25 protein-coding genes are annotated in these 26,540 nt (G+C 72.9%); 13 read left to right on the top strand and 12 right to left on the bottom strand.

What is annotated here, in order from left to right; all coding sequences use genetic code 11:
• The first annotated feature begins 99 nt into the window (after nt 1–99).
• The gene (locus KUM03_RS15400; protein ID WP_217248896.1) at nt 100–936 is read left to right on the top strand and encodes a polysaccharide deacetylase family protein; all 837 of its coding nucleotides are present in this window, start codon (nt 100–102) and stop codon (nt 934–936) included.
• Nucleotides 937–966: 30 nt separating this feature from the next.
• Here the strand turns inward: KUM03_RS15400 and KUM03_RS15405 are convergent, their stop codons facing one another.
• Nucleotides 967–1,632, bottom strand: coding sequence for a class F sortase (locus KUM03_RS15405; protein ID WP_217248897.1), 666 nt, complete (start codon nt 1,630–1,632; stop codon nt 967–969).
• 331 nt (nt 1,633–1,963) lie between these two features.
• On the opposite strand from KUM03_RS15405, the gene KUM03_RS15410 reads away from it, so the two are divergent.
• Complete coding sequence (locus tag KUM03_RS15410) at nt 1,964–2,458, top strand: hypothetical protein (RefSeq protein ID WP_217248901.1); 495 nt, start codon at nt 1,964–1,966, stop codon at nt 2,456–2,458.
• A 64-nt stretch (nt 2,459–2,522) separates the two neighbouring features.
• Here the strand turns inward: KUM03_RS15410 and KUM03_RS15415 are convergent, their stop codons facing one another.
• The 3 genes from KUM03_RS15415 to KUM03_RS15425 form a co-directional block, all read right to left on the bottom strand.
• A complete protein-coding gene (locus KUM03_RS15415) occupies nt 2,523–3,035 on the bottom strand; it encodes a hypothetical protein (RefSeq protein WP_217248903.1) in 513 nt (170 codons plus the stop codon).
• 187 nt (nt 3,036–3,222) lie between these two features.
• On the bottom strand, nt 3,223–3,987 hold the full coding sequence (locus KUM03_RS15420) for a DUF4239 domain-containing protein (protein WP_217248905.1): 765 nt from the start codon (nt 3,985–3,987) through the stop codon (nt 3,223–3,225).
• Nucleotides 3,988–4,003: 16 nt separating this feature from the next.
• Nucleotides 4,004–4,561: a hypothetical protein gene (locus KUM03_RS15425; RefSeq protein WP_308406325.1), complete on the bottom strand. Its 558-nt coding sequence runs from the start codon at nt 4,559–4,561 to the stop codon at nt 4,004–4,006.
• A gap of 261 nt (nt 4,562–4,822) precedes the next feature.
• Between KUM03_RS15425 and KUM03_RS15430 the strand changes: the two genes are divergently transcribed.
• From KUM03_RS15430 to rmdA, 3 genes are all read left to right on the top strand, one after another.
• Nucleotides 4,823–5,773, top strand: a complete 951-nt coding sequence (locus tag KUM03_RS15430) for an SCO0930 family lipoprotein (protein WP_217249102.1) — start codon at nt 4,823–4,825, stop codon at nt 5,771–5,773.
• Nucleotides 5,774–6,000: 227 nt separating this feature from the next.
• A complete protein-coding gene (locus KUM03_RS15435) occupies nt 6,001–6,813 on the top strand; it encodes an SAM-dependent methyltransferase (protein WP_217248909.1) in 813 nt (270 codons plus the stop codon).
• Nucleotides 6,810–8,957: a cyclic Di-GMP phosphodiesterase RmdA gene (rmdA, locus tag KUM03_RS15440; protein ID WP_217248911.1), complete on the top strand. Its 2,148-nt coding sequence runs from the start codon at nt 6,810–6,812 to the stop codon at nt 8,955–8,957. The genes KUM03_RS15435 and rmdA overlap by 4 nt, the downstream gene beginning before the upstream one ends.
• Before the next feature lie 122 nt (nt 8,958–9,079).
• On the opposite strand, the gene KUM03_RS15445 is transcribed toward rmdA, so the two are convergent.
• Entirely contained in the window at nt 9,080–9,964 is an 885-nt protein-coding gene (locus KUM03_RS15445) for a LysR family transcriptional regulator (protein ID WP_217248913.1), read from the bottom strand.
• 131 nt (nt 9,965–10,095) lie between these two features.
• Between KUM03_RS15445 and KUM03_RS15450 the strand changes: the two genes are divergently transcribed.
• The 6 genes from KUM03_RS15450 (at nt 10,096) to KUM03_RS15475 (ending at nt 16,219) form a co-directional block, all read left to right on the top strand.
• Nucleotides 10,096–10,767 carry a succinate dehydrogenase gene (locus tag KUM03_RS15450; protein ID WP_217249103.1) on the top strand — a complete coding sequence of 224 codons (672 nt, stop codon included), beginning with the start codon at nt 10,096–10,098 and terminating at the stop codon, nt 10,765–10,767.
• Nucleotide 10,768: 1 nt separating this feature from the next.
• Nucleotides 10,769–12,718 (top strand): fumarate reductase/succinate dehydrogenase flavoprotein subunit, encoded by a 1,950-nt coding sequence (locus KUM03_RS15455; protein WP_217248915.1) that lies wholly within the window; start codon nt 10,769–10,771, stop codon nt 12,716–12,718.
• Nucleotides 12,715–13,461 carry a succinate dehydrogenase/fumarate reductase iron-sulfur subunit gene (locus KUM03_RS15460; protein ID WP_217248917.1) on the top strand — a complete coding sequence of 249 codons (747 nt, stop codon included), beginning with the start codon at nt 12,715–12,717 and terminating at the stop codon, nt 13,459–13,461. The genes KUM03_RS15455 and KUM03_RS15460 overlap by 4 nt, the downstream gene beginning before the upstream one ends.
• A gap of 203 nt (nt 13,462–13,664) precedes the next feature.
• Nucleotides 13,665–14,438: a GNAT family N-acetyltransferase gene (locus KUM03_RS15465; RefSeq protein WP_217248918.1), complete on the top strand. Its 774-nt coding sequence runs from the start codon at nt 13,665–13,667 to the stop codon at nt 14,436–14,438.
• Complete coding sequence (locus KUM03_RS15470) at nt 14,438–15,256, top strand: 1-acyl-sn-glycerol-3-phosphate acyltransferase (protein ID WP_217248919.1); 819 nt, start codon at nt 14,438–14,440, stop codon at nt 15,254–15,256. Before KUM03_RS15465 ends, KUM03_RS15470 begins: the two co-directional genes overlap by 1 nt.
• Before the next feature lie 72 nt (nt 15,257–15,328).
• Complete coding sequence (locus tag KUM03_RS15475; protein ID WP_217248920.1) at nt 15,329–16,219, top strand: DUF2382 domain-containing protein; 891 nt, start codon at nt 15,329–15,331, stop codon at nt 16,217–16,219.
• A gap of 45 nt (nt 16,220–16,264) precedes the next feature.
• On the opposite strand, the gene KUM03_RS15480 is transcribed toward KUM03_RS15475, so the two are convergent.
• Nucleotides 16,265–18,610: an excinuclease ABC subunit UvrA gene (locus KUM03_RS15480; protein WP_217248922.1), complete on the bottom strand. Its 2,346-nt coding sequence runs from the start codon at nt 18,608–18,610 to the stop codon at nt 16,265–16,267.
• Nucleotides 18,611–18,674: 64 nt separating this feature from the next.
• A complete protein-coding gene (locus KUM03_RS15485) occupies nt 18,675–19,694 on the bottom strand; it encodes an LLM class flavin-dependent oxidoreductase (protein WP_217248923.1) in 1,020 nt (339 codons plus the stop codon).
• Between the two features lie 59 nt (nt 19,695–19,753).
• Between KUM03_RS15485 and KUM03_RS15490 the strand changes: the two genes are divergently transcribed.
• Nucleotides 19,754–20,245: a hypothetical protein gene (locus KUM03_RS15490; RefSeq protein ID WP_217248924.1), complete on the top strand. Its 492-nt coding sequence runs from the start codon at nt 19,754–19,756 to the stop codon at nt 20,243–20,245.
• Between the two features lie 21 nt (nt 20,246–20,266).
• Here KUM03_RS15490 and KUM03_RS15495 read toward each other — a convergent pair whose 3' ends face one another.
• Nucleotides 20,267–20,482: a dodecin gene (locus KUM03_RS15495; RefSeq protein WP_217248925.1), complete on the bottom strand. Its 216-nt coding sequence runs from the start codon at nt 20,480–20,482 to the stop codon at nt 20,267–20,269.
• A gap of 251 nt (nt 20,483–20,733) precedes the next feature.
• Between KUM03_RS15495 and KUM03_RS15500 the strand changes: the two genes are divergently transcribed.
• Nucleotides 20,734–21,996, top strand: coding sequence for an extracellular solute-binding protein (locus KUM03_RS15500; RefSeq protein WP_217248926.1), 1,263 nt, complete (start codon nt 20,734–20,736; stop codon nt 21,994–21,996).
• 30 nt (nt 21,997–22,026) lie between these two features.
• Here the strand turns inward: KUM03_RS15500 and egtD are convergent, their stop codons facing one another.
• The 4 genes from egtD to egtA are packed head-to-tail and all read right to left on the bottom strand — an operon-like array spanning nt 22,027 to nt 26,448.
• Complete coding sequence (gene egtD, locus KUM03_RS15505; RefSeq protein ID WP_217248928.1) at nt 22,027–22,998, bottom strand: L-histidine N(alpha)-methyltransferase; 972 nt, start codon at nt 22,996–22,998, stop codon at nt 22,027–22,029.
• A complete protein-coding gene (gene egtC, locus KUM03_RS15510) occupies nt 22,995–23,795 on the bottom strand; it encodes an ergothioneine biosynthesis protein EgtC (protein WP_217248929.1) in 801 nt (266 codons plus the stop codon). The genes egtD and egtC overlap by 4 nt, the downstream gene beginning before the upstream one ends.
• A complete protein-coding gene (gene egtB, locus KUM03_RS15515) occupies nt 23,795–25,150 on the bottom strand; it encodes an ergothioneine biosynthesis protein EgtB (RefSeq protein WP_217248930.1) in 1,356 nt (451 codons plus the stop codon). Before egtB ends, egtC begins: the two co-directional genes overlap by 1 nt.
• Nucleotides 25,147–26,448 carry an ergothioneine biosynthesis glutamate--cysteine ligase EgtA gene (gene egtA / locus KUM03_RS15520; RefSeq protein ID WP_217248941.1) on the bottom strand — a complete coding sequence of 434 codons (1,302 nt, stop codon included), beginning with the start codon at nt 26,446–26,448 and terminating at the stop codon, nt 25,147–25,149. Before egtA ends, egtB begins: the two co-directional genes overlap by 4 nt.
• Between the last annotated feature and the right edge of the window lie 92 nt (nt 26,449–26,540).

A 26,540-nucleotide genomic window follows, 5' to 3' on the forward strand; every position in this document is an offset into this window, starting at 1 on the left:
ATCGGAGTGGCTCCCGATCCTGCTCCGTGCGGGTGGTTCCGTGCCGCCGCCCCGGTGTTTCTCAGGTGCGCCGGACCGCTGCCGGGCGACTGATGAGTCATGCAGAAGGATCAGTTGCTCACCCGGCGCCGCGCACTGCTGGCCGGCGCCGCGGCCGTCGGAGCGGCCGGCACCGCCGGCGTACTGGCGGTGGGCCCGGGCGGCGGATCGGCCCCGCCGACCGCGCCCGCCCCGGGCCCCGCGGCACGCCGCCCGCTCAAGCCCTCCGCCTACCGCCTCCAGCCCCTGACCGGATACGGCGCGCCCGGGGACGCGCCCCGGCAGCCCCCGGTGCGCAGCGAGCCGATCCTGCGGGTGTCGGGCCGGGGCCGGATCATGATGCTCACCTTCGACGACGGACCCGACCCCCGCTACACCCCGGACATCCTGGACACGCTGGCCGAGTACGACGTGCGCGCGACGTTCTTCGTCTGCGGGGAGATGGCCGACTACAACCGGGACCTGCTGACCCGGATGGCCGACGAGGGGCACGTCGTCGGCAACCACACCTGGTCGCACCCGCTGCTGACCCGGCTGACCCGGCGCCGCATCCGCTCCGAGATGGAGCGCACGAGCGAGGTCGTCGAGCAGGCCTACGGGGAGCCGCCCCGCTGGTTCCGGGCCCCCTACGGGGCGTGGAACCGCGCCGCCTTCCAGCTCGGCGCGGAGCTGGGCATGGAACCGCTCGCCTGGACCGTGGACACCCTCGACTGGACCACCCCCGGCACCGGCACCATCGTCGAGCGGGTCGAGGAGGGCGCCGCCCCCGGCGTCGTGGTGCTCTCGCACGACGCCGGAGGCGACCGCTCACAGAGCGTCCGGGCCCTGCGCAGGTACCTTCCCGAGCTGCTGGACTCCGGCTACCACCTCACCGTCCCCCGCCGCCGGTTCGTCTGACGCCCGCCGCGCCCGCGGACCGGGGCCCGCTCAGCGGACCTCGGTCATGCGGGCGAATGCGACGACGTTCCCCTCGTAACCGTTCTGCTTGGAGAAGCCCCCGCCGCAGGTGATGACCCGCAGTTCGGGGCTTCCCTTGGACGCGTACACCCGGTCGCCGGGGAAGTCGTCCTTCGCGAACACCTCGATGCCGTAGATCTCGAAGACCGCCGTCTTCCCGTCCTGGCGGTGCACCTCGACCGTGTTCCCCTTCTTGAGGGCACCGAGTCCGTAGAAGACGGCGGGGCCCTGCTGGTTGTCGACGTGGCCGACCACGACCGCCGTGCCCTTCTCGCCCGGGGTGACCGCGCCGGTGAACCAGCCGGCCAGGTTCGGGTCCTCGGGGGGCGGCGCGTCGACCCAGCCCTCGGCGTCGAGGCCGACCGGCATGACGGGCGCGTCGACCTGGATGGCGGGGATGCCGACCCGGTCGGGCACCGAGTACGACAGTGGGGCGAGACCCTTGGCGGCTGCGGCCTCGTCCGCGGCGCGGGTGTCGGAGGCGGCCGCCGACGCAGGCTGCGGCGGGCCCTGCTCGAACTCCCCCGAACCGTTCCGGATGAGCGCGAGCCCGGTCAGCAGCACCAGCGCTATCACGCCCCAGGGAGCTCGCTTCCTGCGCCGCTCCTCCTCTTCGGCCCACTCGGACGCGTCCATTGGCCTTCCCCTCTCGACCCGGCCGTCGCCGTGTCGTTCGCGCATACGGGCACGCTAAGCGCCGCGCGGGCGACCGGCGACGGGGCGGTGGCGAACGGGTGGCGGGGCCGTCCCCCGGTGAGCCATCCGGGATGCGGCCGAACGGAATTGTCTGACGGTCCGTGACCTGCGGCGATATCGGCCGGCGCGGTTCCGGCCCGGTACGCCCCTCACCAGGACGGACCATTCCCGAAATGCGGCCCCGGGCAGGGCAACTGAGGGTCTTTCTGGGAGACGCTTTCTCGCCGATCGACCGGGGACGGGTCCCGGGGCGTCTTTCGCGGAGGATCACATGCGCAACACTCGTGCCCTCGCGGCCGCCGGCGCCGCGGTCGCTGTCCTCGGGCTGGCCGCCCCCACGGCCACCGCGGGCGGCGATCACAAACAGCCGAGCAACATCGTCGCCCTGCCCAGTGTGATCGCCCGCGGCGGCCAGATGACCGTCACGGTCGACGGCTGCCCCCAGGGCGGCACGATGACCTCGGACGCCTTCCGGACGACCCACCTCACCCCGGTCAAGGGCGCCAACGAGACGTCCAAGGGCACCGCCACCATCAAGGAGGACGCCCGCCCGGGCTCGTACGACATCACCGTCAACTGCTCGGGCCGGCGCCTGACCCGTCCGGCCGCCTTCACCGTCATCGGCGGTGTCCGCGGCGGCATCGGCGGCAGCAGCACCAGCGGGGCCACCCCGACCGACATCGCGATCGGCGGCGGCCTCGTCGCCGCGGCCCTCGCCGGTGGCGGCCTGTTCTGGATGCGCCGCCGCGCCGAGCGCCGCTACTGAGCCGACACAGGAGTTCGCCCCGGACCGCGAAGGGTCCGGGGCGAACTCCTGTGTCAGCGCGGGCTCAGGCCGCGTCCTCGCCGGAGCGGCGGCGCGAGAGGTGCCAAGCGGCGCCGACCGAGCCCGCGACGAGCAGGGCGCCGAGCCCGATCTCCGTCACGTCGAACCCGGCGACGCTGCCCCCCTCGCCGGCGTGGACGCCCTTGTCGGGGTGGCGGGGCTGGTGCGTGGGGTGGCCGGAGTGACCGCCCGCGATGGTCAGGTCCAGGGTCTCGGTCCTGCCCTCGCAGGCGAACTTCACCTCGTAGACCGCCCCGCGTCTGGCGTCCCGGTCGACCTCCGCCGTCGCCGAGTGCTCGCGCCGCGGGATGGTGACCGTGTCGAACACCGCCGACGAGACGGTGACGCGGCCCTTGCAGCCGCCTGCCCCGCGGCCCACCCCCAGCGTCACCTCCCCGCCGGGCGCGACGGTGGCGGGGCTGAGGGTGAAGCCGAACGTCGAACCGTGGGCCGGTACACAGGCGGAGAGGGCGGCGACGCCCAGCAGTGCGACCGAGGCGGCGGGTATCGCGCGCATGTGAATCCTCCGGGTCCCGAGGAGCAGCGGGCGGACCTGTTCCGCTCGCGCCAGGAATGCACCTCGATGTCCGAAACGCTAGGAACCCGGAGAGTCCGCCGCGATCGCAGTCGTGCGAATGGGGCAGCCGTGTGGGCCGCTCAGGGGACGCCGACGGCGTGTCGGGCGCCCCCTGGCGCGGGGAACCTCAGTCCCGTGCTCCGGGGAACAGGTTCAGGAACGGGTCCGTCGACGCCGCCACACCGCGGCTGAACGGTGCGTCGAAGTCCCAGATGAGGAAGAGCAGGAAGGCGATCAGCGCCGAGAACAGCCCGGCCAGGATCAGTTCGCGTGCCGTGCGCCGGATCTGCAGGGCGAAGACCATCCCGACCGTGACGACACCGCCCGTGATGAGGCCGAACCACACCACGCCCGGCATCGTCGCGCCGGTCGACTCCGCGCGGGCGATGCGGGCCTGGTCCGCGGCGGTCACCTGGTCGACGAGCGGCTGGTACGCCTGGGCCTCGAAGTCCGTCCTCGGCTCGTAGTCCGTGACGTCCGCGCGGACGCGGTCGAGGAGCTCGGTGCCGCGCTCGGTCACCTCGCCCCGGTCGGCCATCACGTCCCACTCGGTGGTGACGACGTGTCCGACATAGGCGTTGACATCCTCCCGGATGCGGTCACGGACGTCGGGCGGGTAGACGCGGACGCGTTCCGAGATCTCGTGCAGCGCGACCGCCTCCGCCTGGACGTGGTCCTGGGCGGCGCTGCGCGCCTCCCAGACACCCGCGATGGCCAGGCCCAGGACGATGGCGTACACCACACCGATCCACATCGTCATGTACTCGATGACGTCCGGGGTCTCGGTGATGTCCTCGTCGTCGGACGCCCTGCGGTGCCGCACGAAGGTGATGATGACCACCACGACACCGGCGGCCACCATCGCGAGGGTGAGAACAAGCCATTCCGGCAAGACAGGCTCCAGAGGGTCAGCGCGCACGGAGCGCGGCGACGGCGACCACCGCGGGCACCGTGATGAGCAGGACGAAGACGAGCGGCGAGGTGGCCCCGCGCGAGGACCGCTGCTGCGGACGGGCGGCGCGGTAGCGCGGGTAGTGCACCGGACTCAGCGACGGCCGGGGCGTGGACGTGACGGACGGGGAGGGCGCGGGAGGCGCCGGCCGGTCCGGTACGGGGGTGGGTGGGGGAGGGGTCGGGGTCGGCGTGGGCCGCTCCGGTGCCGGTCGCGGGGGCGGCGGGGGAGGCGGCGGCTCGGGTCTCGGGGCGGGCGGCGCCGGTGGTTCCGGTTCGGGTTCCGGCTCGGGCGGTGGCGGGGGAGTGGGCTTCGGCGGTGGTGGCGCGGGCGTCGGCGGCGGGGCGGGCGGAGGCGTCGGTGAGGGCTCGGGGCACGCCGGGAAGGCGGGCCAGGTGCCGCTCCCGGCGACCGCCACGGCGTCGATGCCGTCCGGTCCCGTCGAGGCGTACGCGCAGGCGTCCGCCCGCGCCGGGCCGACCGGTGCGCCGACGAGCGTGAACGTCAGCGTCACCAGGGCCAACACCCGTCCGGCACAGGCGGATCGGGTCGGTTCGGGTCCATGCACGAGCAGATCATGAAGGCCGCGCGAGCCGGGACAGTCCCGATTACCGGACGATTGGCCCGAAAGGGGTACGCGGGACGGTCACCCGCTTGACCGGGCCCGGAAGAAAACCGCGCCCCGATTGAACACGACCGGCACCCGCGTGCGTACCCAGTGTCGTGCGGCGGCGCGCAGCCGCCCCGGAACCTTCGTGACGATCGGGGATTGACGATGAAGACCTCCTGGCGGAGCGCCTCACTCGTGGCGGGCGCTGCGGTGGTGCTGGCGCTGACGACGGCGTGCGGCCAGGACGGCGGCGGCGCCACCGGCAGCCAGAACGTGGGCGCCACGGCCGCGCCCGGAGACGTCGGCGACATCGGCGCCGGAGCCGGCGAGGGACTCGGCACCGGCACCGGCGCGAACGCGCAGGCGTCGGCGAACGCGCCGGAGCCCGCGGGCAAGCTGTCGGTCTCCACGAACGCCGAGATCGGCGAACTGGTGACCGACGGAGCGGGCCGCACCCTCTACCGCTTCGACGCGGACACCGCCAAGCCGCCCAAGACGACCTGCGAGAACGACTGCGCCACCGCCTGGCCGCCCGTGGCCGCCGACGACGCGCTGGCCGGCGAGGGCATCGACGAGAAGCTGCTCGGCGAGGTCACCCGGCCCGACGGCACCAAGCAGCTCACCATCGGCGGCTGGCCGGCCTACCGCTATGCCAAGGACACCGCCGCGGGCGACGTCAAGGGCCAGGGTGTGGGCGGCAAGTGGTACGCGCTCGCCGCCGACGGCAAGAAGGCCGAGGCGGCCGACCAGCCCGGACTGTCCACCCGCGACGACCCGAAGCTCGGCGAGATCGTCGTCGACGAGAACGGGATGACCGTCTACCGCTTCATGAAGGACGAGGCCTGGCCGAAGCCCGTGTCGGCGTGCACCGGGGAGTGCCTGGAGAAGTGGCCCGTCGTGGCGCCCGTGGAACCGAACGACACCGAGGGCGTCGTGAAGAAGGACCTGATGACCTTCACCCGGCCCGACGGAGCCGAGCAGCAGACGGTCGACTGCTGGCCGATCTACACCTTCGCCGGTGACAAGAAGCCCGGCGACACCAACGGTCAGGGCGTCGGCGGCACCTGGTACGCCGTCTCGCCCGACGGAAAGCCGGTCGGCGCGCCGAAGAAGTAGCGGCCTCCCGCCCGCCACCTCCGGCGCGCGTGACCCGAGGGCCGTCCCCTCCGCACCCAGGCGGAGGGGACGGCCCCGTTCGCGTGCTTCCGCGTGCCTTGTCGCGTGGCACGTGCCGCAGGCAGTGACCGGGAACGGACGGTCAATTTCCGGTTGGGCTCGCCCGTTTGGCGGGCGATCAGTAGCCTCTGCTCGAACACCGGATCGCCTATGCCTTGGAGAGCTAGATGGAGCGTCCCGCCTGGGCCCCCCGCAGCATCGACATCTCGGTGCCCAGCGTGTCCCGGATCTACGACTTCTACCTGGGCGGTTCGCACAACTTCGAGGTCGACCGGGAAGCGGCCCGCAAGGCCATGGAGTTCATGCCGGGACTCTCCAAGATCATGCAGGCGAACCGGGCGTTCATGCGCCGCGCCGTGCGTTTCGCGGCCGCGGAGGGCATCGACCAGTTCCTGGACATCGGCTCCGGCATCCCCACCTTCGGCAACGTCCACGAGGTGGCCGCGAAGAGCCGCCCCGGCTCCCGCGTCGTCTACGTCGACCACGACCCGGTGGCGGTCGCGCACAGCGAGGCGGTCCTGGCGGGCAACGACGACGCGGGCGTCGTCGCCGCCGACCTCCTCAAGCCGCGGGAGATCCTCGCCGGCCCCCAGGTGGAGCGGCTGATCGACCTGAATCGGCCGGTGGCCCTGCTGCTGGTTGCCATACTGCACTTCGTGGAAGACGCGGACGACCCCTACGGCGCGGTGGCCGAGTTGAGCGACGCGCTCGCGCCGGGCAGCATGCTCGTCCTCACGCATGCCTCGTACGAGGGAATCCCGCTGCCCGCCGAGCGGGCCGGGGGCGCGGTGGACGTGTACAAGGACATCCGCAATCCACTGATCATGCGCTCGCGCGACGAGATCGCGCGGTTCTTCGAGGGGTACGACATGGTGGAACCCGGACTGGTGCCGATGCCGCGCTGGCGGCCGGAGGGGGCACCGGAGGACGAGGACCCGTACGCCTTCTCCGGGTTCGCCGGCGTGGGGCGTACGGCGTGACGGCACAGCCGGGCGGGCCGGAGGACAGACTGCGCCGGTTCGCGACGATCTGGAGCCGGGCCGTCTTCCCGGTGACCTCGACGTCGTCGACCCGGCCGGAGTTCGAGGAGCAACTGCTGCCGCTGGCCCGCAGGCTGTGCGGGGTGCTGCGGGCCCGGAGCTTCGACGCCGACGAGGCCAGGGCGGTCGGCGCCGCGCTCGTCGACGCGCACTGCACCGACCCCGAGGCGCTGACCCGGACCCTGGACTGCGTGGACGCCTACCTGGTGCTCTACTGCGGCGAGGACGGCGACCCCGAGGACCTGCGGGCCCGTTCGGCCCGGCTCCAGCACGCCATGGCGGCCGGGTTCGCCGGGGCCCTGCGCGCCAGGACCCTGGCCGAGCAGGAGGCCATCGCGCAGGCCGCCCTGAAGGCGCAGGGCGTGGTCGCCGAGGCCCTGCACGCCAGCGAGGCCCGCTTCCGCGCGGTCTTCGAGGGCGCCGCCATAGGCATCGGCATCGCCGACCTGGACGGCAACGTCCTCCAGGTCAACGGGGCGCTGATGCGCATGTTCGGCATCACCGACCGCACGATGCGCGGCCGCAGGGTCCGCGAGTGGTCGCACCCCGACGACGCGCCCCAGACCTGGCGGCTCTACGACGAGCTGGTGCGCGGCGAGCGCGAGCACTACCACGTGGAGAAGGCCTTCTACCGGCCCGACGGCACCGTCCTGTGGACCAACCTCACGGTCTCCCTCCTGCGCGACGCCGACGGCACCCCGCAGTACCAGCTCGCGCTGATGGAGGACACCACCGAGCGCCGGCTGCTCAACCTCCGGCTGCGCTACGAGGCCACGCACGACGCGCTGACCGGCCTGCCCAACCGCAGCTTCTTCTTCGAACGCCTGGAGAAGGCCCTGAACGCGGGCCCCGGACAGCGCTTCGGCCTGTGCTACCTCGACCTCGACGGCTTCAAGACCGTCAACGACAGCCTCGGTCACGCGGCCGGCGACCGCCTCCTCGTGGAGGTGGCCGACCGGTTGCAGGCCTGCGCCACCGCGCCCGGCGAGATGGTCGCCCGGCTCGGCGGCGACGAGTTCGTGGCGCTGACCACCGGCCCCGACACCCCGCACGAGGTCGACGAACTCGCCGGGCGCATCATGAACGCGCTGCTCGCCCCGATCAGCGTCGACGGCCGCGAACTGACCGTGCGCGGCAGCATCGGCGTCGTCGAGGGCCCGGCGGGCGAGCGCAGCCCGGCCGAGGTGCTGCGCAGCGCCGACATCACCATGTACCGGGCCAAGTCGGCGGGCGGCAACCGCTTCGAGCTGGCCGACCCGGAGGCCGACGCCCGGGTCATCACCCGGCACGGTCTGACGACCGCGCTGCCCGCGGCCCTGGAGCGCGGCGAGTTCTTCATCGAGTACCAGCCGCTGGTCCACCTCGGCGACGGCAGCGTGCAGGGGGCCGAGGCACTGGTGCGCTGGCTGCACCCGCAGCACGGCGTCCTCGGCCCGGACCGCTTCATCCCGCTCGCCGAGCACACCGGGCTGATCGTGCCGCTGGGCCGTTGGGTGCTGGAGCAGTCCGTCCGGCAGGCCCGCGCCTGGCGGGAGCGGTACGGCGCGACGACCTCCGCCGGCCCGCTGCGCATCAACGTCAACCTCTCGCCCTGCCAGCTCACCCACCCCGGCCTGGTCCAGGACACCGTCGACATCCTGGAGCGCACGGGCGTCACCCCGGACGCGCTCTGTCTGGAGGTGACGGAGTCGGCCCTCATCGGCGCCGACGACGACCTCCTGAAGCCGCTGCGCCGGCTGGCCGAGCTGGGTGTGGACATCGCCCTGGACGACTTCGGCACCGGCTATTCCAACCTCGCCAACCTGCGCCGGCTCCCGGTGAGCGTCCTCAAGCTGGACCGCTCTTTCACCCAGAGCATGCAGCGGTTCCCGGCCGACCCCGTCGACCTCAAGATCGTCGAGGGCATCGTCGCCCTGGCCCACAGCCTCGACCTCAAGGTCACCGTCGAGGGCGTCGAGACCGGCGCCCAGGCCGAGCAACTCCGCATACTCGGCTGCGACACGGCCCAGGGCTGGTACTACGCCCGGCCGGGGCCACCGGAGCGGCTGCACGACTTGACGCTGGTGGATGCAGCAGGCCTCTAGGGGCGCGGGGCTGTTTCAATGAGCGGCTCCGCCGCGTGGGCGCGACCAGCCACGGCGAACCCGCACCCCCGGACGGCGCTGATCTGCAGCGGCGTCACCGGGGCTGTGCGCCGAAGGCGCCGCTACCGTTCCAACAACATCCGCTGCAACTCCCGCGCAGCCCGAGGCGGAGCCACATCACTGCGGTGCGCCAGCGCGATCGTGCGGTACAACCCCGGCCGAGCCAACGGAGTGACCCGCAGACCACGCCCCGACCGCGCCGCCACCATCCGGGGCACCACCGCCATCCCCAGCCCCGCCCGCACGAACCCCAGCACCGCGTCCATCTCGCCGCCCTCCACGGCGAAGTCCGGCTCGAAGCCCTCCGCACGGCACGCCGCCACCGTCAGTTCCCGCAGGTCGTAGCCGTGCCGGAACATCACGAGGCGCTCGCCCTCCAGGTCGGCGATGCGGACGGCGCGCCGCCCGCCGCCCGGCCGGGGCGCCTCCGGGGACGACACCACCACCAGGTCCTCCCGCAGCAGCTCGACCGTCGTCAGCGCCGGCGACGCGGTGGGCAGCGGAAGCACCACCAGCGCCAGGTCCAGCGCGCCCCGCGCCAGCTCCCGCACCAGGTCGTGCGAGCCGCCCTCCTCGATCATGAGCCGGATGCCGGGGTACCGGTCGTGGAAGGCGCGCAGCACGTCCGGCAGCAGCCCGGTGCACAGGCTCGGCGTGGCGCCCAGCCGCACCCGCCCGCGCCGCAGCTGCGCCAGCTCCAGCACCTCGTGCCGGGCGGTGTCCGCGTCGGCGAGGATGCGCCGGGCCAGCGGGAGCAGGGCCTCCCCGGCGTCGGTGAGCGTGATGTTGCCCCGCGCGCGCTGGAACAGATCGGCGCCCAGCTCCCGCTCCAGCGCCTTGATCTGCTGCGACAGCGAGGGCTGCGCCACGTGGACCGTCTCGGCGGCCCGGGTGAAGTGCCGGGTCTCGGCGACCGCCACGAAGTACTGGAGCTGCTGCAACTGCATGCGACCACCATACGTCCGTGATAGCCACAGCCTATGGAAACGAGGCGGACCATGTCTTGGACCGATGGCACCTCGCCCCCGTAGCGTCTTGTGACATGGCTCTGGCAACGCGGACGGACCGACGGCCGTCCATGGCGCGCACCGTGTGGGACTCGACCGTCGGCAAGAAGACAGTGATGGCGGTCAGCGGTCTCGTCATGCTGCTCTACCTGGTCGCCCACATGATCGGTAACCTGAAGATCTTCTTCGGGACGAGCGAGTTCAACGAGTACGCCCACTGGCTGCGCACGGTCGGCGAGCCGTTCATGCACTACGAGTGGACGCTGTGGCTGATCCGCGTGGTGCTGGTCGTCGCCGTCGTCGCCCACGCCGTCTCCGCGTACCAGCTCAGCCGCCGCGACATCAAGGCGCGGCCCAGCAATTACGTGCACAAGAAGAAGCGGGCCAGCTACGCGACGCGCACCATGCGCTGGGGCGGGATCATCCTCGCCCTGTTCATCGTCTGGCACATCCTCGACCTGACCACCGGCACCGTGCATCCCGGCGGCTTCGAGACGGGCAAGCCCTACCAGAACGTCGTGGACACCTTCTCCACCTGGTACGGCAACGTCATCTACATCGTCGCCGTGCTCGCCGTCGGCATGCACATCCGGCACGGCTTCTGGTCCGCCGCGCAGACCCTCGGCGCCGGCAGCCGCACCCGCGACCGCGCCCTGAAGACCGTCGCGAACGTCCTCGCGCTGCTGCTCACGGTCGGCTTCGTCGCCGTACCCGTGGGCGTCATGACCGGAGTGGTGAGCTGACATGACAACCTACGCCGACTACCCGACCGGTGAGCCGGTCGCCGACACCAAGGCCCCCGCCGGACCTGTCAACGAGCGCTGGGACACCCGCCGTTTCGAGGCCAAGCTGGTCAACCCCGCCAACCGGCGCAAGCAGACCGTCATCGTCGTCGGCACCGGTCTCGCGGGCGGTTCGGCCGGCGCGACCCTCGCCGAACAGGGCTACCGCGTCGTCCAGTTCTGCTACCAGGACTCCCCGCGCCGGGCCCACTCCATCGCCGCGCAGGGCGGCATCAACGCCGCGAAGAACTACCGCAACGACGGCGACTCGATCCACCGGCTCTTCTACGACACCGTCAAGGGCGGCGACTTCCGCTCCCGCGAGTCCAACGTGCACCGCCTCGCGCAGATCTCCGTCGAGATCATCGACCAGTGCGTGGCCCAGGGCGTGCCCTTCGCCCGCGAGTACGGCGGCCTGCTCGACACCCGCTCCTTCGGCGGCGTCCAGGTCTCCCGCACCTTCTACGCCCGGGGCCAGACGGGCCAGCAGCTGCTGCTCGGCGCCTACCAGGCGCTCAGCAGGCAGATCGCGGCCGGCAACATCGAGATGCACCCGCGCACCGAGATGCTCGACCTGATCGTCGTGGACGGCCGGGCGCGCGGCATCGTCGCCCGGGACCTGATCACCGGGAAGATCGACACGTACTTCGCGGACGCGGTGGTCCTGGCGAGCGGTGGTTACGGCAACGTCTTCTACCTCTCCACCAACGCCATGAACTCCAACGCGACCGCCGTGTGGCGGGCGCACCGGCGCGGCGCGTACTTCGCCAACCCCTGCTTCACGCAGATCCACCCGACCTGCATCCCGCGCACCGGCGACCACCAGTCCAAGCTGACGCTGATGAGTGAGTCGCTGCGCAACGACGGCCGGATCTGGGTGCCGAAGGCCAAGGGCGACGACCGGCCGCCGAACAAGATCCCCGAGGACGAGCGCGACTACTACCTGGAGCGCGTCTACCCGTCCTTCGGCAACCTGGTCCCGCGTGACATCGCCTCCCGCGCCGCGAAGAACGTCTGCGACGAGGGCAGGGGAGTGGGGCCCGGCGGGCAGGGCGTCTACCTGGACTTCGCCGACGCCATCAAGCGGATGGGACGGAAGGCGGTCGAGGCCAAGTACGGCAACCTCTTCGACATGTACCAGCGGATCACCGACGAGGATCCGTACCAGGTGCCGATGCGGATCTATCCCGCCGTGCACTACACGATGGGCGGCCTGTGGGTCGACTACGACCTCCAGACCACCGTCCCCGGCCTGTTCGCGATCGGCGAGGCCAACTTCTCCGACCACGGAGCCAACCGGCTCGGCGCCTCCGCCCTGATGCAGGGCCTGGCCGACGGCTACTTCGTCCTGCCGGCCACCATCAATGACTACCTCGCCCGCAACCCCCACAAGGACGAGGTCGACGACGGTCACCCGGTGGTGCAGGAGGTGCTGGCCGAGACCGAGGACCGGCTCAATCTGCTCCTCTCCGTCGACGGCGACCGTACCCCGGACTCCTTCCACCGCGAACTCGGCGAGCTGATGTGGGAGTTCTGCGGCATGGCCCGCACCGACTCCGGGCTGCGCAAGGCCCTGGAGCGCATCCCGCAGATCCGTGAGGAGTTCTGGCGGCGCATCAAGGTCCCGGGTACCGGCGAGGAGTTCAACCAGTCCCTGGAGAAGGCCAACCGCATCGTCGACTACCTGGAGCTCGCCGAGCTGATGTGCCTCGACGCGCTGCACCGCGCCGAGTCCTGCGGCGGCCACTTCCGCGAGGAGTCCCAGACCCCGGACGGCGAGGCGGCCCGCAAGGACGACGAGTTCGGCTACGCGGCGGCCTGGGAGTTCACCGCGACCGGCGAGGCCCCCACCCTGCACAAGGAAGACCTGGTCTTCGAGTACGTCCACCCCACTCAGCGGAGCTACGCATGAAGCTCACCCTGCGCGTCTGGCGGCAGAAGAACGCCGACGCCGAAGGCGCCATGTCCACGTACGAGGTGGACGGCATCTCGCCCGACATGTCCTTCCTGGAGATGCTCGACACCCTCAACGAGGAGCTGATCCTGGGCGGCGAGGAGCCGGTCGCCTTCGACCACGACTGCCGCGAGGGAATCTGCGGCGCCTGCTCGCTCGTCATCAACGGCGACGCCCACGGACCCGAGCGCACCACCACCTGCCAGCTGCACATGCGGTCCTTCCAGGACGGCGACACCATCGACGTCGAGCCGTGGCGGGCCGCCGCGTTCCCGGTCGTGAAGGACCTGGTCGTCGACCGCTCGGCCTTCGACCGGATCATCCAGGCCGGCGGCTACATCACCGCGCCGACCGGTGCGGCCCCCGAGGCTCACGCCGCGCCGGTGCCGAAGCCGGACGCGGACTTCGCCTTCGAGCACGCCGAGTGCATCGGCTGCGGCGCGTGCGTAGCCGCCTGCCCGAACGGCGCGGCGATGCTCTTCACGTCCGCGAAGGTCAACCACCTGAACGTGCTGCCGCAGGGTGCGCCCGAGCGGGAGACGCGGGTGCTGGACATGGTGGCGCAGATGGACGACGAGGGCTTCGGCGGCTGCACACTGGCCGGCGAATGCGCGACCGCTTGCCCGAAGGGCATCCCGCTCGTCTCCATCACCAGCATGAACAAGGAGTGGCTGCGGGCCGCACGGAAGGTGGCGAAGTAGCCCCACGGACGTTCGCCGGAAGGTGCGGACGGGCGGGGCCGGGAGAGGTGCTCATCCCGGCCCCGTCTCGCTTGCGTGCCCGGCATTCAGCAAGCGCACACCCGCTCTCCCGGCACTGGTCACGCGCAGTACAGCCGGCGTCGGAAGAACTGTGGCGGACCGCCCGCGTCCAGCGGACCCGCCCCGCGACCAGGAGAGCACCCATGACCGGCGTACTGACCGCAGACCGCCCCCCGAAGCCCGCCGCGCCCCACCGCTACACCGTCAGCCTCGCCCGGGACGAGGAGGACGTGCGGGCCGCGCAGCGGCTGCGGCACGACGTCTTCGCCGGGGAGATGGGCGCCCTGCTGGCGAGCCCGCAGCCCGGACACGACATCGACCCCTTCGACGCGTACTGCGACCACCTGCTGGTGCGCGAGGAGACGACCGGGCAGGTCGTCGGCACCTACCGGCTGCTGCCGCCCGAGCGCGCCGCCGTCGCCGGACGGCTCTACGCGGAGAGCGAGTTCGACCTCACGGCGCTGGACGCCGTCCGGCCCGGCCTGGTCGAGGTCGGCCGCTCCTGCGTGCACCCCGGCCACCGCGACGGCGCCGTCGTCGGGCTCATCTGGGCCGGCATAGCCCGCTACATGACCGAACGGGGCCACGAGTGGCTGGCGGGCTGCTGTTCCATCCCGCTCGCCGACGGCGGCGCCCTCGCCGCCGCTACCTGGGACCGGGTGCGGGCCAAGCACCTGGCGCCCGAGGAGTACCGGGTGCGGCCGCTCCTCCCCTGGGTCCCGCGCACCTCGGCGGCGCCGGCCGGCCGCACCGAGCTCCCGGCGCTGCTGCGCGGCTACCTCCGCCTCGGCGCCTGGGTCTGCGGCGAGCCCGCGCACGACGTGGACTTCGGCGTCGCCGACCTGTACGTGCTGCTGCCGATGAACCGGGTCGACCCGCGCTACCTGCGGCACTTCCTCTCGCTCGTCCCGGCCTGATGAGCGCCTGGCTGCCCACCGCGCCCTGCACCCCGGGGGCCTGCGTGGAGCCGCTCCCGGCCGGGCGGGCCCTGCCGCGTGCCGTACTGCGGCTCACGGCGGTCGCCGTGCTGCTCCTCGCCGGCGTCGCGGTCGTATGCACGCCGCTGCGCACCCGCGTCCCGGCCGTCCTGGTGCGGTGCTGGTGCCGCTGGATCGTGCGGGCGGCCGGTGTCCGGGTGCGCGTCTCGGGCGCCGCTCCGCCCGAGGGCGGGCTGCTCCTCGTCGCCAACCACGTCTCCTGGCTCGACGTCCCGCTCCTCGCCGCCGTGCGGCCCGCCCGGATGCTGGCCAAGAGCGAGGTGCGGCGCTGGCCGGTGGCGGGCCCGCTGGCCGCGCGTGCGGGCGTGCTGTTCCTGGAACGGGACCGGCTGCGGGCCCTGCCCGGCACGGTCGCCGTGATCGCGCGGGAGCTGCGCGCGGGCGCCGCGGTCGCCGTCTACCCCGAGGGCAGCACCTGGTGCGGACGCGCCCGGGGCCGTTTCCGCAGGGCCGTGTTCCAGGCCGCGCTGGACGCGGGGGTGCCGGTCCAGCCGGTCCGCATCCGCTACCTCAGCGGGGAGCGGGCGGTGGGTACGGCCGCCGCGTTCGTGGGCGAGGACACCCTGCTCGCCTCCCTGTGGCGGGTGGCGTCGGCGCGGGGGCTGACCGCCGAGGTCGAGGTGCGCCCCGTGCTCCCGCCCGGCCGCCACCACGACCGTCGCGCCCTCGCCGCGGCCGCCGAGCCGGAACACGGCCACCCCGGGAAAGCACATTCGAAAAGTATGCGCACTTTGTGACGTATGTGCCGTTTTCGTACGGCTGATGCGGACATCCGGAAGGCAGGCACTCCGGAAGGAGGGTGATGCCAGATGATCACCCGTGAAGAGATCGCCAACGTCCTGGACCATCCGGTCTACGACGGGGACGGCAACAAGATCGGCGACGCCAAGCACGTCTTCTTCGACGACATGACCGGGCGCCCCGAGTGGGTGAGCGTCAAGACGGGGATGTTCGGCTCCAGCGAGTCCTTCATACCCATCCGCGACGCCGCCGTGGTGCAGGACCACCTCGAGGTGCCCTACCTCAAGGACCAGGTCAAGGACGCACCCAATGTCGACGTCGATGCGGGCGGCCATCTGTCCGAGTCGGAGGAGCACCGGCTCTACGACTACTACGGCATCAACTGGGACAGCGTGCTCTCGGAGGCGGAGCGCACCGACGACGGCCGCTTCGCCGCCGGCCCGGGACCGGCGGGCACCGCCGGAGCGGCGGGGGCCGCGGGCGCGGCCGGCATGGCGGGTACCGCCGGCACGGCGGGCGGCATGGCCGGCCGTCAGGCGGGCATGGACCGCACCGGCATGCGCGACGACGACGCCATGACCCGCTCCGAGGAGCAGATGCACGTCGGCGTCGAACGGCGTGAGTCGGGCCGGGCCAGGCTGCGCAAGTACGTGGTCACGGAGGAGGTCCAGCAGACCGTTCCGGTGAGCCACGAGGAAGTCCGGGTGGAGCGCGAACCGATCACCGAGGCCAACCGCGGTGACGCGCTGGCCGGACCGGAGATCAGTGAGGCCGAGCACGAGGTCACGCTGCACGAGGAACGCCCCGTCGTGGAGACGGAGACGGTACCGGTGGAGCGCGTCCGGATGACCACGGAGGAGCACACCGAGGACGAGATCGTGCGCGGCCGGGTGCGCAAGGAGCGGATCGAGGCCGAGACGGAGCGCTTCGACGACGAGACGCGGCCGGGCCGCGAGTAGTCCTCCGCGCCCCTCAGCGCGGGGCGGGGCGTCGGTGACCCGGTTTCACCGGCGCCCCGCGCCGTGCAGCGCCTCGGCCAGATACCGCGCCGTGGCGCTTCCGTCAGCCCGTGCCACGTCGGCCGGCGACCCCTCGGCCACGATCCGGCCGCCCGCGTCGCCGCCGCCCGGCCCCAGGTCGATCACGTGGTCGGCGCCCGCCACCACGGCCATGTCGTGCTCGACGACGACCACCGTGTGCCCGGCGTCCACCAACCCGTGCAGCTGGCGCATCAGCACCTCGACGTCGGCCGGGTGCAGACCGGTCGTCGGCTCGTCGAGGAGGTACAGGGTGTGGCCGCGCCGCCCCCGCTGCAGTTCGCTCGCCAGCTTGATGCGCTGCGCCTCCCCGCCGGACAGCTCGGTCGCCGGCTGACCGAGCCGGAGGTAGCCGAGCCCCACGTCGAGCAGCGCGGCGAGACTGCGGGCCACCGCGGGCGTGTCCGCGAAGAACTCCGCGGCGCCCTCCACCGTCAGGTCCAGCACTTCGGCGATGTTCCGCCCCCGGTACGTCACTTCGAGCGTCTCCGGGTTGTACCGCGCCCCGCCGCAGTCCGGGCAGGGCGCGTACGTGCTGGGCAGAAACAGCAGCTCCACGCTGACGAACCCCTCGCCCTGGCAGGTCTCGCAGCGCCCGCCGGACACGTTGAAGGAGAAGCGGCCGACGCCGTAACCCCGTTCCCGCGCCTGGCCGGTGGCCGCGAAGACCTTGCGCACCACGTCGAACAGGCCCGTGTAGGTGGCCAGGTTGGAACGCGGGGTCCGTCCGATCGGCCGCTGGTCGACGGAGACCAGCCGACGCACCCCCGGCAGCTCCTCGGTGATCTCGCCGATCAGCGTCGACTTCCCCGAGCCGGACACACCCGTCACCGCGGTGAGCGCGCCCAGCGGGAACCGGGCGGTCACCTCGCGCAGGTTGTGCCGGCTGACCGGGCCGACCGTCACCGAGCCGCGCGGCGCGCGCGGCGTACGGGCGGGCGCGGGCGAGCGGTCGAAGAGGTGACGGGCCGTCGCGGACTCGCCGACACCGGCCAGCCCGTCCACCGGACCGCTGTACAGCACCCGCCCGCCGTGCTCGCCCGCCCGGGGGCCGACGTCCACGATCCAGTCGGCGCCGCGCATCACGCCGAGGTGGTGCTCCACCACGAACACCGAGTTGCCCGTCGTCTTCAGCCGCTCCAGCACCGTCAGCAGTGCCTCGGTGTCCGCCGGGTGCAGCCCCGCCGACGGCTCGTCCAGGACGTAGACGACCCCGAACAGCCCCGACCGCAGCTGCGTCGCCAGCCGCAGCCGCTGCAGCTCGCCCGCCGACAGCGTGGGCGTCGCGCGGTCCAGGCTCAGGTAGCCGAGGCCCAGTTCGACGACGGGCGCGATACGCGAGGCGAGGTCACCGGTGAGCACGCGGGCCGTCTCGCCGTCCGTGGGCAGCGCCACGGCGAGTTCCGTGAGCGGCAGCGCGGCCAGCTCGGCGATGGTGTGCCCGCCCACGGTCACCGCCAGGGCCTCGGGCCGCAGCCGCCCGCCGCCGCAGACGGGACAGGGCGCACTGGTGAGGAAGCGTTCCGCCTTCGCCCGCAAGGTGGCGCTCTTCGTGTCCGAGAAGGTCTTCATCACGTACCGCCGGGCGCTCATGTACGTGCCCTGGTACGGCCGCTGGATGCGGCCGGCGTCCCGTACCGGGTGCACGGTGACCACCGGCTGCTCGTCCGTGAACAGGATCCACTCCCGCTGCTCGGCGGGCAGCTCGCGCCAGGGCCGGTCCACGTCGTGGCCGAGCGCGTCGAGGACGTCCCGCAGGTTCTTGCCCTGCCAGGCGCCGGGCCACGCGGCGATCGCGCCGTCCCGGATCGACAGCGAGGGGTCCGGGACCAGCAGCTCCTCCGTCGTACGGTGCACCCGCCCGAGGCCGTGGCACTGCGGGCACGCCCCGGCCGCCGTGTTCGGCGAAAAGGCGTCCGAGTCGAGCCGCGGCGCGCCCGGCGGATAGTCGCCGGCGCGGGAGAACAGCATCCGCAGGGAGTTGGAGAGGTTGGTGACCGTGCCGACCGAGGAACGGGACGTCGGCCCCGTACGGCGCTGCTGGAGCGACACGGCGGGCGGGAGCCCGGTGATCTCGCCGACCTTCGGGGCGCCGACCTGGTGGATCAGTCGGCGGGCGTACGGCGCGACCGACTCGAAGTAGCGCCGCTGCGCCTCCGCGTACACCGTCCCGAAGGCCAGCGACGACTTCCCCGACCCCGAGACCCCGGTGAACACGGCCACCACGTCCCGGGGGACGTCCACGTCCACGCCCTTGAGGTTGTGCTCACGGGCGCCGCGCACCCGGACGTACGGGTCGTGGGGGCTGTGCATCGTGGGGAACTCCGTACGGTCTTCGGCCCGGTCGCTTCCGGGGAGGGGGACAAACCCTGCGATTCTACGCCGCGGCGGTGACCGCTCCCCTGCCGGTGACGCGGGCGAGCCGCCGGTAGGAGTCCAGCAGGGCCTCGCGGTCGTACGTGCTCGTGGTGACCAGCACCTCCTGCGCGCCCGTGTCCTCGACCAGCGACTCCAGCTCCTCGGCGACCTGCTCCTCGGTGCCGGCGAGGTGCCCGGAGAGACCTGACTCGTACAGGTCGCGCTCCTTGGCGGTCATCGTCCGGGCCGCGGCCTCCTCGGCCGGGGGCAGGGGCGGGAAGGACCCGCGAGTGCGGGCCTGCGCCATGGACCAGGCCTCCGGGACCAGCAGCCGCCGGGCCGCCTCGGGGCTGCCGGCCACGGCGATCGTGCCGGACACGACGACGTACGGCTCACTGCCCCACTCGGAGGGACGGAACCCGGCGCGGTAGCGGTCGATGCCGCGCAGCATCCGGTCGCGGTCGCGCAGGTCGCCGATGACCATCGGCAGCCCGGCCCGGGCGGCGACGGCCGCGCCCTCGCCCATGGCCAGCACGAACGGCGGCACCGTCAGTCCCTCCGCCGGACGGGCGTGCACCCCGGTCGGGGACGTGCCCCGGAACCAGCCCAGCAGCTCGGCCAGTTGCGCGTCGAAGTCGTCCGCGTCGTCCTTGTCCCGGCCCAGCGCCCTGCGTACGCCGTCGGTGAAGCCCACCGAGCGGCCCAGCCCCATGTCGATCCGCCCGGGGAACAGCGACTCCAGCACGCCGAACTGCTCGGCGACGACCAGGGGCCGGTGGTTGGGCAGCATCACGCCGCCGGTGCCGACCCGGATGCGGCGCGTGGCACCGGCGACGGCGGCGGTCAGCACGGTCGGCGCCGAGCCCGCCACGCCGGGCACGCCGTGGTGCTCCGCCACCCAGAACCGGTGGTAGCCCAGCCGCTCCACCTCCCGCGCCAGCGCCACGGTGTCGCGCAGCGCCTCGGCGGCGGTGTGCCCCTCGCGGATGCGGGAGCGGTCGAGTACGGAGAAACGGGTGGACGCGATCACTGAGCTCACACCGGGTTCAACGCTCAGGCGGCGCCAGGATTCCCGGCAGCGCGTTCTAGGGTGGGCGGGTGACCGACAGCGAGAAGCCCCCGGTGGCCGTGTTCGACCTGGACAACACCCTCGCCGACACCGCGCACCGCCAGCGGTTCCTGGAGCGCCGGCCCCGCGACTGGGACGCCTTCTTCGCCGCCGCGCCGCACGACGCGCCGCTCGCGGAGGGCATCGCGCTGGTGCGGGAGAGCGCCGAGGAGTGCGAGATCGTCTATCTGACCGGGCGCCCCGAGCGCTGCCGGCGCGACACGCTCGACTGGCTGGCCGCGCACGGCCTGCCCGAGGGGCCCGTGCACATGCGGGGCAACGCCGACCGGCGGCCCGCCCGGCGCACCAAGCTGGAGATCCTCCGGCGACTCGCCCGGACCCGCGACGTCAGGGTCCTGGTGGACGACGACGAACTGGTCTGCGACGACGCCGAACGGGCCGGGTTCACCGTCGTCCGGGCCCGCTGGGCGGCGCGGTCGGCCGAACTGCGGGTGGCGCAGGAGCGCGAGGGCCGCACCTGACCGTCAGGGCTCCCGGCCCGCTCAGTCCGTCTCCTCCAGGCGGAAGCCGAGCTTCAGGCCGACCTGCCAGTGCGCGACCTGCCCTTCCTCGATCTGGCCGCGCACCTGGGTCACCTCGAACCAGTCCAGGTTGCGCACGGTCTGCGAGGCACGGGCGATGCCGTTGCGGACGGCCTGGTCGACGCCGTCGGGCGAGGTGCCGACGATCTCGGTGACCCGGTAGGTGTGGTTCGACATGCGGGTGCTCCCTTCCGCGGGCGGCGGTGTGCCGTGTCACTCCACCGTGCCCCAAGCCGGGACGTGGCGCGAGGCGTCGGGACCCCGGCGGAGCAACCGACCGTCACCCCTTGACCTCGGCATTGGTCCATACCAACATGGCAGCCACCCGTTCGAGCTCCGGGCTCGTCCCCCACGTCGGGTCTCCCTTCGCATGCGCAGGACTTCCCCGTCCGCGCCCGCACCCTGTTCGTCAGACAGAAGGACCCTCCGTGAGACGTCGCCTCCTCGCCCTTGTTTGCGTGTCCGCCTCCCTGCTCAGCGGCTGCGGCCTGATGTCACAGGACGGCCAGGGCGAGCGACGTACGGTGACCGTCTGGCTGATGAAGGGCAGCGCCTCCGACGACTTCCTCAAGCGGTTCACCGAGGGGTTCGAGCGCGAACACCCCGACCTGGACCTCGACGTGAAGACGCAGGAGTGGACCGGGATCGGCGACAAGGTGCAGACGGCCCTGAAGGCCGACGGCACCGACGGGCCCGACGTCATCGAGGTGGGCAACACCCAGGTCCCGCAGTACGCGGAGGGCGGCCGGCTCCAGGACCTGACGCTGGAGTCGATGCGGGACTGGGGCCTCGAGGACTGGCTGCCGGGCCTCGCCGAACCGGGGCAGTGGATGTCCCAGCAGTACGGCATCCCCTGGTACGCCGCCAACCGCGTGGTCGTCTACCGCAAGGACCTGTTCGAACAGGCCGGCATCAGCGAGCCGCCCCCCACCCGCGAGGAGTGGCTCACCGCCACCGAGAAGCTCGACTCCGGCGGCCACCAGGGCATCTACCTGGCCGGGCAGGACTGGTACACGCTCTCCGGCTTCATCTGGGACGAGGGCGGCGAACTGGCCGTGGAGGAGGGCGGGACCTGGCGGGGCGCCCTGGACTCCGAGGCCGCCCTGCGCGGCATGGACTTCTACCGCGAGCTGCAGGCCCTGGGCGACGGCCCGGTCGACGCCGACGAGGAACACCCGCCGCAGGCCGGTGTGTTCGCCAAGGGGGACGTCGCGCAGATCGTCGCCGTGCCGGCGGTCGCCCAGAGCATTCTGCGGGACAACCCCGACCTCAAGGGCAAGCTGGGCTTCTTCCCTGTGCCCGGCAAGACCGCCGACAAGCCCGGCGCCGTCTTCACCGGCGGCTCCGACCTCGTCGTACCGAAGAACACCGACCAGCACGAGGGCGCCCTCGCCGTCGTCGAGGCGCTGGTCGGCACCAAGTGGAACACCGACCTGGCCCGCACCATGCACTACGTCCCGAACAAGAAGTCCCTCGCCGACGCCGTCGCGGGCGAGGAAGCGGTCGCCGCCATGGCGGCCGGTGCCGCACAGGGCCGGGCGACCCCCGGCACCCCCCGGTGGGGCGCGGTGGAGGCGGACAACCCGATCAAGGAGTACATGACGAAGGTGCTCACCGGGGGCGACGCGGAGTCGGAGGCCCGCAAGGCCTCCGACCGCATCACCGAACTCCTGGACCTGGACGCGCGCTGACCCGCGCGGCCCGGGCCGGGGCGCCCCGGATCAGCGCACCACGCTCAGCGACAGCGCGAACCGGTCCTCGCCGTCCGTCCACCAGTGGGCCAGCTCCAGCCCGGCCCCCGCCAGTTCGGCGCGCACACCGTCCCGCCGGAACTTCGCGGACACCTCGGTGCGCAGTTCCTCCCCGGCCGCGAAGTCCACGGCCAGGTCGAGCGCCTGCACCTTGACCGTCTGCGCGGTGCGCGAGCGCAGCCGCATCTCGATCCACTCCCGTTCGGCGTTCCACAGCGCCACGTGCTCGAAGGCGGCGGGCTCGAAGTCGGCCGCCAGCTCCCGGTTGATCACGGACAGCACGTTCTTGTTGAACGCGGCCGTCACCCCGGCCGCGTCGTCGTACGCCCGCACCAGCACCCGCTCGTCCTTCACCAGGTCCGTGCCCAGCAGCAGGGCGTCGCCGGGGGAGAGCAGGTCCCGCACGGCGGTCAGGAACGCGGCGCGCTCCTCGGGCAGCAGGTTGCCGATCGTGCCGCCGAGGAACGCCACCAGCCGGGGGCCCGGCGTTTCGGGCAGGGTCAGCCCCGAGGTGAAGTCGGCGATCAGCGCGTGCACCTGGAGGTCCGGCCGCTCGGCGACGAGCGCCTGCCCGGCCTGGGTGAGGGCGCTCTCGCTGACGTCGACCGGCACATAGCCGCGCAGCCCGGTCCGTTCCGTCAGCGCGTCGAGCAGGACGCGTGTCTTCTCCGACGAGCCGGAACCCAGCTCCACCAGGGTGCGGGCGCCGGTCGCCGCGGCGATCTCGCCGGCCCGGTCGACGAGGATCTCCCGCTCGGCGCGGGTCGGGTAGTACTCGGGCAGCGCGGTGATCTCCTCGAACAGCTCGCTGCCGCGCGCGTCGTAGAACCACTTCGGCGGCAGCCACTTCGGTGCGCTCGTCAGCCCCGCCAGGACGTCGTCGCGCAGGGCGGCGTCCGTGGCGTCCTCGGGCAGCGTGCGGGTGAGACGGAACTGGCTCACGTGCGGGGCTCCTTAGGGGAGACGAAAGCGTCTGCGAGGGCGGCGCCGCCCGGGTCCTTCAGCGGAGTGAGCAGCACGTCCGTGCCGCTCGCCGCGAGCAGCGTGCGGTCGGGGACCTCCTGCCAGTGCGGATCGTCGTCGTACGGCTCGGAGGCGACGACCGTGCCGCCGCCGGGCGGGGCCAGGTACCACAGGGTGTCGCCCCAGGTGGTGGCCGTGACGGTGGCGCCGTCGGTCAGCAGCAGGTTGAGCCGGGAGGCCGGGGCCGCGTCGGCGACCTCCGTCACCGTCTCAGCAAGGGCCCGGCCCGCGTCGTCGCCGGCGCGCAGCCGGGCCAGCACCAGCGCCCACACGAGCGCCGAGTCGTTGCGGGCCTCCAGCGCCAGCAGGTCCTCGGATGGCAGCGTCGCGGCCACCTCGGCCAGCGAGCCGGGCCAGCCCGCCACGGCGCCGTTGTGGCTGAACAGCCAGGTCCCGGCGGCGAACGGGGCGGCGGCGGCCTCCGCGTCGGCCCCGGAGAGCGTCGCGTCCCGCACGGCGGCCAGCAGCGCGCCGGTGCGCACCACCCGGGCCAGGTCGGCGAAGGACTGGTCCGCCCAGATCGGCCCGGCGCGGCGGTAGCGCGCCGGCACCGGGTCGCCCTCGGCGTACCAGCCGATGCCGAAACCGTCGGCGTTGACCGTGCCGTACCGCTGGTGACGGGGCGCCCAGGACTGGCGGTACAGCCCGTGCGGCGGCGCCACCACGAGCCGGCCGATCGGTTCTTCCGGGCCTACATAGGCCAGGTGCCGGCACATCAGGAGCCCTCCGCCGACCGGGCGGTGCGGAAGCCGGAGAAGATCTGCCGCCGGATCGGGTAGTCCCAGTTGCGGAAGGTGCCCCGGCAGGCGACCGCGTCCACCGCGAACGAGCCGCCGCGCAGCACCTTGTAGTCGGGCCCGAAGAACACCTCCGAGTACTCCTTGTACGGGAACGCCCGGAAGCCCGGGTACGGGGCGAAGTCGCTCGACGTCCACTCCCAGACGTCGCCGATCAACTGCCGTACGCCGAGCGGCGACTCACCGGCCGGATAGCTGCCGGCGGGCGCCGGACGCAGGTGCCGCTGGCCGAGGTTGGCGTGTTCCGGGCCTGGGTCGGTGTCGCCCCACGGGTAGCGCATCGCGCGGTCGCCCGCCGGGTCGTGCCGGGCGGCCTTCTCCCACTCGGCCTCGGTGGGCAGCCGCCGCCCGGCCCAGCGGGCGTAGGCGTCGGCCTCGTACCAGCACACGTGCACCACCGGCTCGTCGGCCGGCACCACCTCGGTGACGCCGAAGCGCCGCCGCAGCCACTGCCCGCCGTCCCGCCGCCAGAACAGCGGGGCGGTGACGGAGTGGCGGCGGATGTGGTCCCAGCCCTGAGGGGCCCACCAGCGCGGGTCGTCGTAACCGCCGTCGTCGATGAACGCCTGGTACGCCCCGTTGGTCACCGGCGTGGTGTCGAGGTGGAAGGGCGCCACCTCGCGCCGGTGCGCGGGGCGTTCGTTGTCCAGCGCCCACGGCTCGGTCGACGTGCCCATCACGAACGGGCCGCCGGGCACCAGGACCTCCGCGGGGCCGGCGAACAGCGGCACCGGGTCCGGGTCCGGCGCGGTCAGGGCCTGCGGGCCCTTGCGGAGCTGGTGCGTGATGAGCATGGTCTCGTCGTGCTGCTGCTCGTGCTGGGCGATCATCCCGAAGGCGAAGCCGGCCTCCGTCAGCCGCGTCCCGTGGAACGCGGTGCCCTCCAGCACGTCCAGCGCCCGTCCGCGCACGTCGGCCGCGTACCGGCGGGCCTCCTCGGGGGAGAGCAGCGGCAGCTTGGGCCGCTCGGCGCGCGGATGCTCGAAGGCGTCGTACAGGCTGTCTATCTCGGGGCGTATCGCCTCGTGGCCGGCGACGGCGCGCAGCAGCCACTGCTCCTCCTGGTTGCCGATGTGCGCCAGGTCCCACACCAGCGGGGACATCAGCGGTGACACCTGCCCGGTCAGGTCGGGGCCCTCCACGCAGCTGGTCAGCAGCGTGGTGCGGTCGCGGGCGGTGACCAGCGTGGCCAGGGCCCGCTCGCGCAGGGTCTCGGCGTCGACGGGAGGTACGGCGGTGGTGTCGGTGGCGGTGTCCATGGCGGGGTCGGTCATGGGCGGGTCTCCCTCCCGTGCGGGCCACGGCTCGCGCCGTCCGGCATCTCCAGCAGGTCGTCGGCGGGGCAGCGGCCCCTGAGGACGTAGCGCTCCAGGTACCCGGCGACGGCGTCCGTGATCTCGGGCGTGGCACCGGTGCGGGGCAGGGCGTCGAGCGCTGCGGTGAAGCACGTGACGGCGGCCTCGCGCAGCTCCGGATCGGTGAGGGCGTGCCGGGCCGCGTCCTCGTACAGCGGGTTGTGCGGGGCGCGCAGGCCGAGCGTGCGCTCGGCGAGGGGCTTCACCGCCCGGTAGGCGGTCTCGGTGGCCTCCGGGTCGTCGAACAGCGCCGCCGTCACGGCGAGCGGCACGATCCAGCCGTCGTCCCCGGGCTGCGCGTCGATCATGCGCAGTTCCAGATGGCCGCGCGGTCTGACCGGCGGGAACAGCGTGGTGAGGTGGTAGTCCAGATCCTCCCGCGTCGGCGCTCTGGGCGTCTGGTTCCGGGTCCACTCCCGGAAGGTCATCCCCTCCGGCACGTCCCAGGGCCCGCCGTCCCGGCGCACGCACATCACCGGTGCGTCCAGGACGTGCCGGGTCCAGGCGCCGCGGGGATCGGAGTCCAGCGCGGGGCCGCCGGCCCGGCCGGTGCCGATCTGGGTCCAGCGCAGCTGACGGGTGGACCGCCAGCCGGTGGGCCGGTCGCCGGCCAGCGGGGAGTTCGCGAACGCGGCCAGCAGGACCGCGCCCAGGTGGTGGGCCAGCCACCACCGGCGCACGTGCCCGAGCGGGCCCGGCTCCTCGTGCCCGGCGTCCAGGCACACCTGCACGGAGGCGGAGGTGCACATCATGAAACGCCCGGCGGGGCCGGTGCGGTCGAGACAGGCCTCCATGGCGTCGTAGCGCGGCTGCCGCAGAAAGCGGCGGGGCGCCTGCCAGGGATCGTGGCCGAGGCCGACGAGGGCGAGACCGTCCTCGCGCAGGACCGCGCGGACGGCGTCGAGGTCGGCGGAGACGGCGCCGACGCACTCCGTCAGGGAGGCGGCGGGCAGCGAGCTGAGCTCCAACTGGCCGCCCGGTTCGACGGTCAGCGCGGATCTGAGGGGCACGGTCCGCAGGGCGGCGTAGACCGCCTGGAGCCGTTCGGGTGCCACGGGGAGCCGTGGCGCGTGCGTGTCGTGGACCAGCCACTCCACCTCGACGCCCAGGCGACGGGGCGGGCCGGTCTTGAAGCAGATGCCGTGGACCAGCGCCTCGACCTCCGCCTCGGTGACAGTGGTGCGTGGCCGGATACAGCCACCTACCGCTTCGGACATGTCGGGATCCTCCTGAGATTCCACCATGTCGCCGACCCGTTCACGGTGGGCCGGGTCGGCACACTCGTCCCACCCAAGACCCTCGTACGGCT

It is taken from the genome of Streptomyces sp. AC602_WCS936 (assembly GCF_019049125.1).
GTDB lineage: Bacteria > Actinomycetota > Actinomycetes > Streptomycetales > Streptomycetaceae > Streptomyces.

Excerpts from the sequence above, each read along its gene's own strand:
- egtB (WP_217248930.1), bottom strand. The coding sequence starts at position 25,150 with ATGACCGACCCCGCCATGGACACCGCCACCGACACCACCGCCGTACCT.
- KUM03_RS15450 (WP_217249103.1), top strand. The coding sequence starts at position 10,096 with ATGGCGCGCACCGTGTGGGACTCGACCGTCGGCAAGAAGACAGTGATG.
- KUM03_RS15430 (WP_217249102.1), top strand. The coding sequence starts at position 4,823 with ATGAAGACCTCCTGGCGGAGCGCCTCACTCGTGGCGGGCGCTGCGGTG.
- KUM03_RS15495 (WP_217248925.1), bottom strand. The coding sequence starts at position 20,482 with ATGTCGAACCACACCTACCGGGTCACCGAGATCGTCGGCACCTCGCCC.
- egtA (WP_217248941.1), bottom strand. The coding sequence starts at position 26,448 with ATGTCCGAAGCGGTAGGTGGCTGTATCCGGCCACGCACCACTGTCACC.
- KUM03_RS15480 (WP_217248922.1), bottom strand. The coding sequence starts at position 18,610 with ATGCACAGCCCCCACGACCCGTACGTCCGGGTGCGCGGCGCCCGTGAG.
- KUM03_RS15405 (WP_217248897.1), bottom strand. The coding sequence starts at position 1,632 with ATGGACGCGTCCGAGTGGGCCGAAGAGGAGGAGCGGCGCAGGAAGCGA.
- KUM03_RS15455 (WP_217248915.1), top strand. The coding sequence starts at position 10,769 with ATGACAACCTACGCCGACTACCCGACCGGTGAGCCGGTCGCCGACACC.
- KUM03_RS15415 (WP_217248903.1), bottom strand. The coding sequence starts at position 3,035 with ATGCGCGCGATACCCGCCGCCTCGGTCGCACTGCTGGGCGTCGCCGCC.
- KUM03_RS15475 (WP_217248920.1), top strand. The coding sequence starts at position 15,329 with ATGATCACCCGTGAAGAGATCGCCAACGTCCTGGACCATCCGGTCTAC.
- KUM03_RS15460 (WP_217248917.1), top strand. The coding sequence starts at position 12,715 with ATGAAGCTCACCCTGCGCGTCTGGCGGCAGAAGAACGCCGACGCCGAA.
- KUM03_RS15470 (WP_217248919.1), top strand. The coding sequence starts at position 14,438 with ATGAGCGCCTGGCTGCCCACCGCGCCCTGCACCCCGGGGGCCTGCGTG.
- KUM03_RS15435 (WP_217248909.1), top strand. The coding sequence starts at position 6,001 with ATGGAGCGTCCCGCCTGGGCCCCCCGCAGCATCGACATCTCGGTGCCC.
- KUM03_RS15445 (WP_217248913.1), bottom strand. The coding sequence starts at position 9,964 with ATGCAGTTGCAGCAGCTCCAGTACTTCGTGGCGGTCGCCGAGACCCGG.
- egtC (WP_217248929.1), bottom strand. The coding sequence starts at position 23,795 with ATGTGCCGGCACCTGGCCTATGTAGGCCCGGAAGAACCGATCGGCCGG.
- KUM03_RS15410 (WP_217248901.1), top strand. The coding sequence starts at position 1,964 with ATGCGCAACACTCGTGCCCTCGCGGCCGCCGGCGCCGCGGTCGCTGTC.
- KUM03_RS15465 (WP_217248918.1), top strand. The coding sequence starts at position 13,665 with ATGACCGGCGTACTGACCGCAGACCGCCCCCCGAAGCCCGCCGCGCCC.
- KUM03_RS15400 (WP_217248896.1), top strand. The coding sequence starts at position 100 with ATGCAGAAGGATCAGTTGCTCACCCGGCGCCGCGCACTGCTGGCCGGC.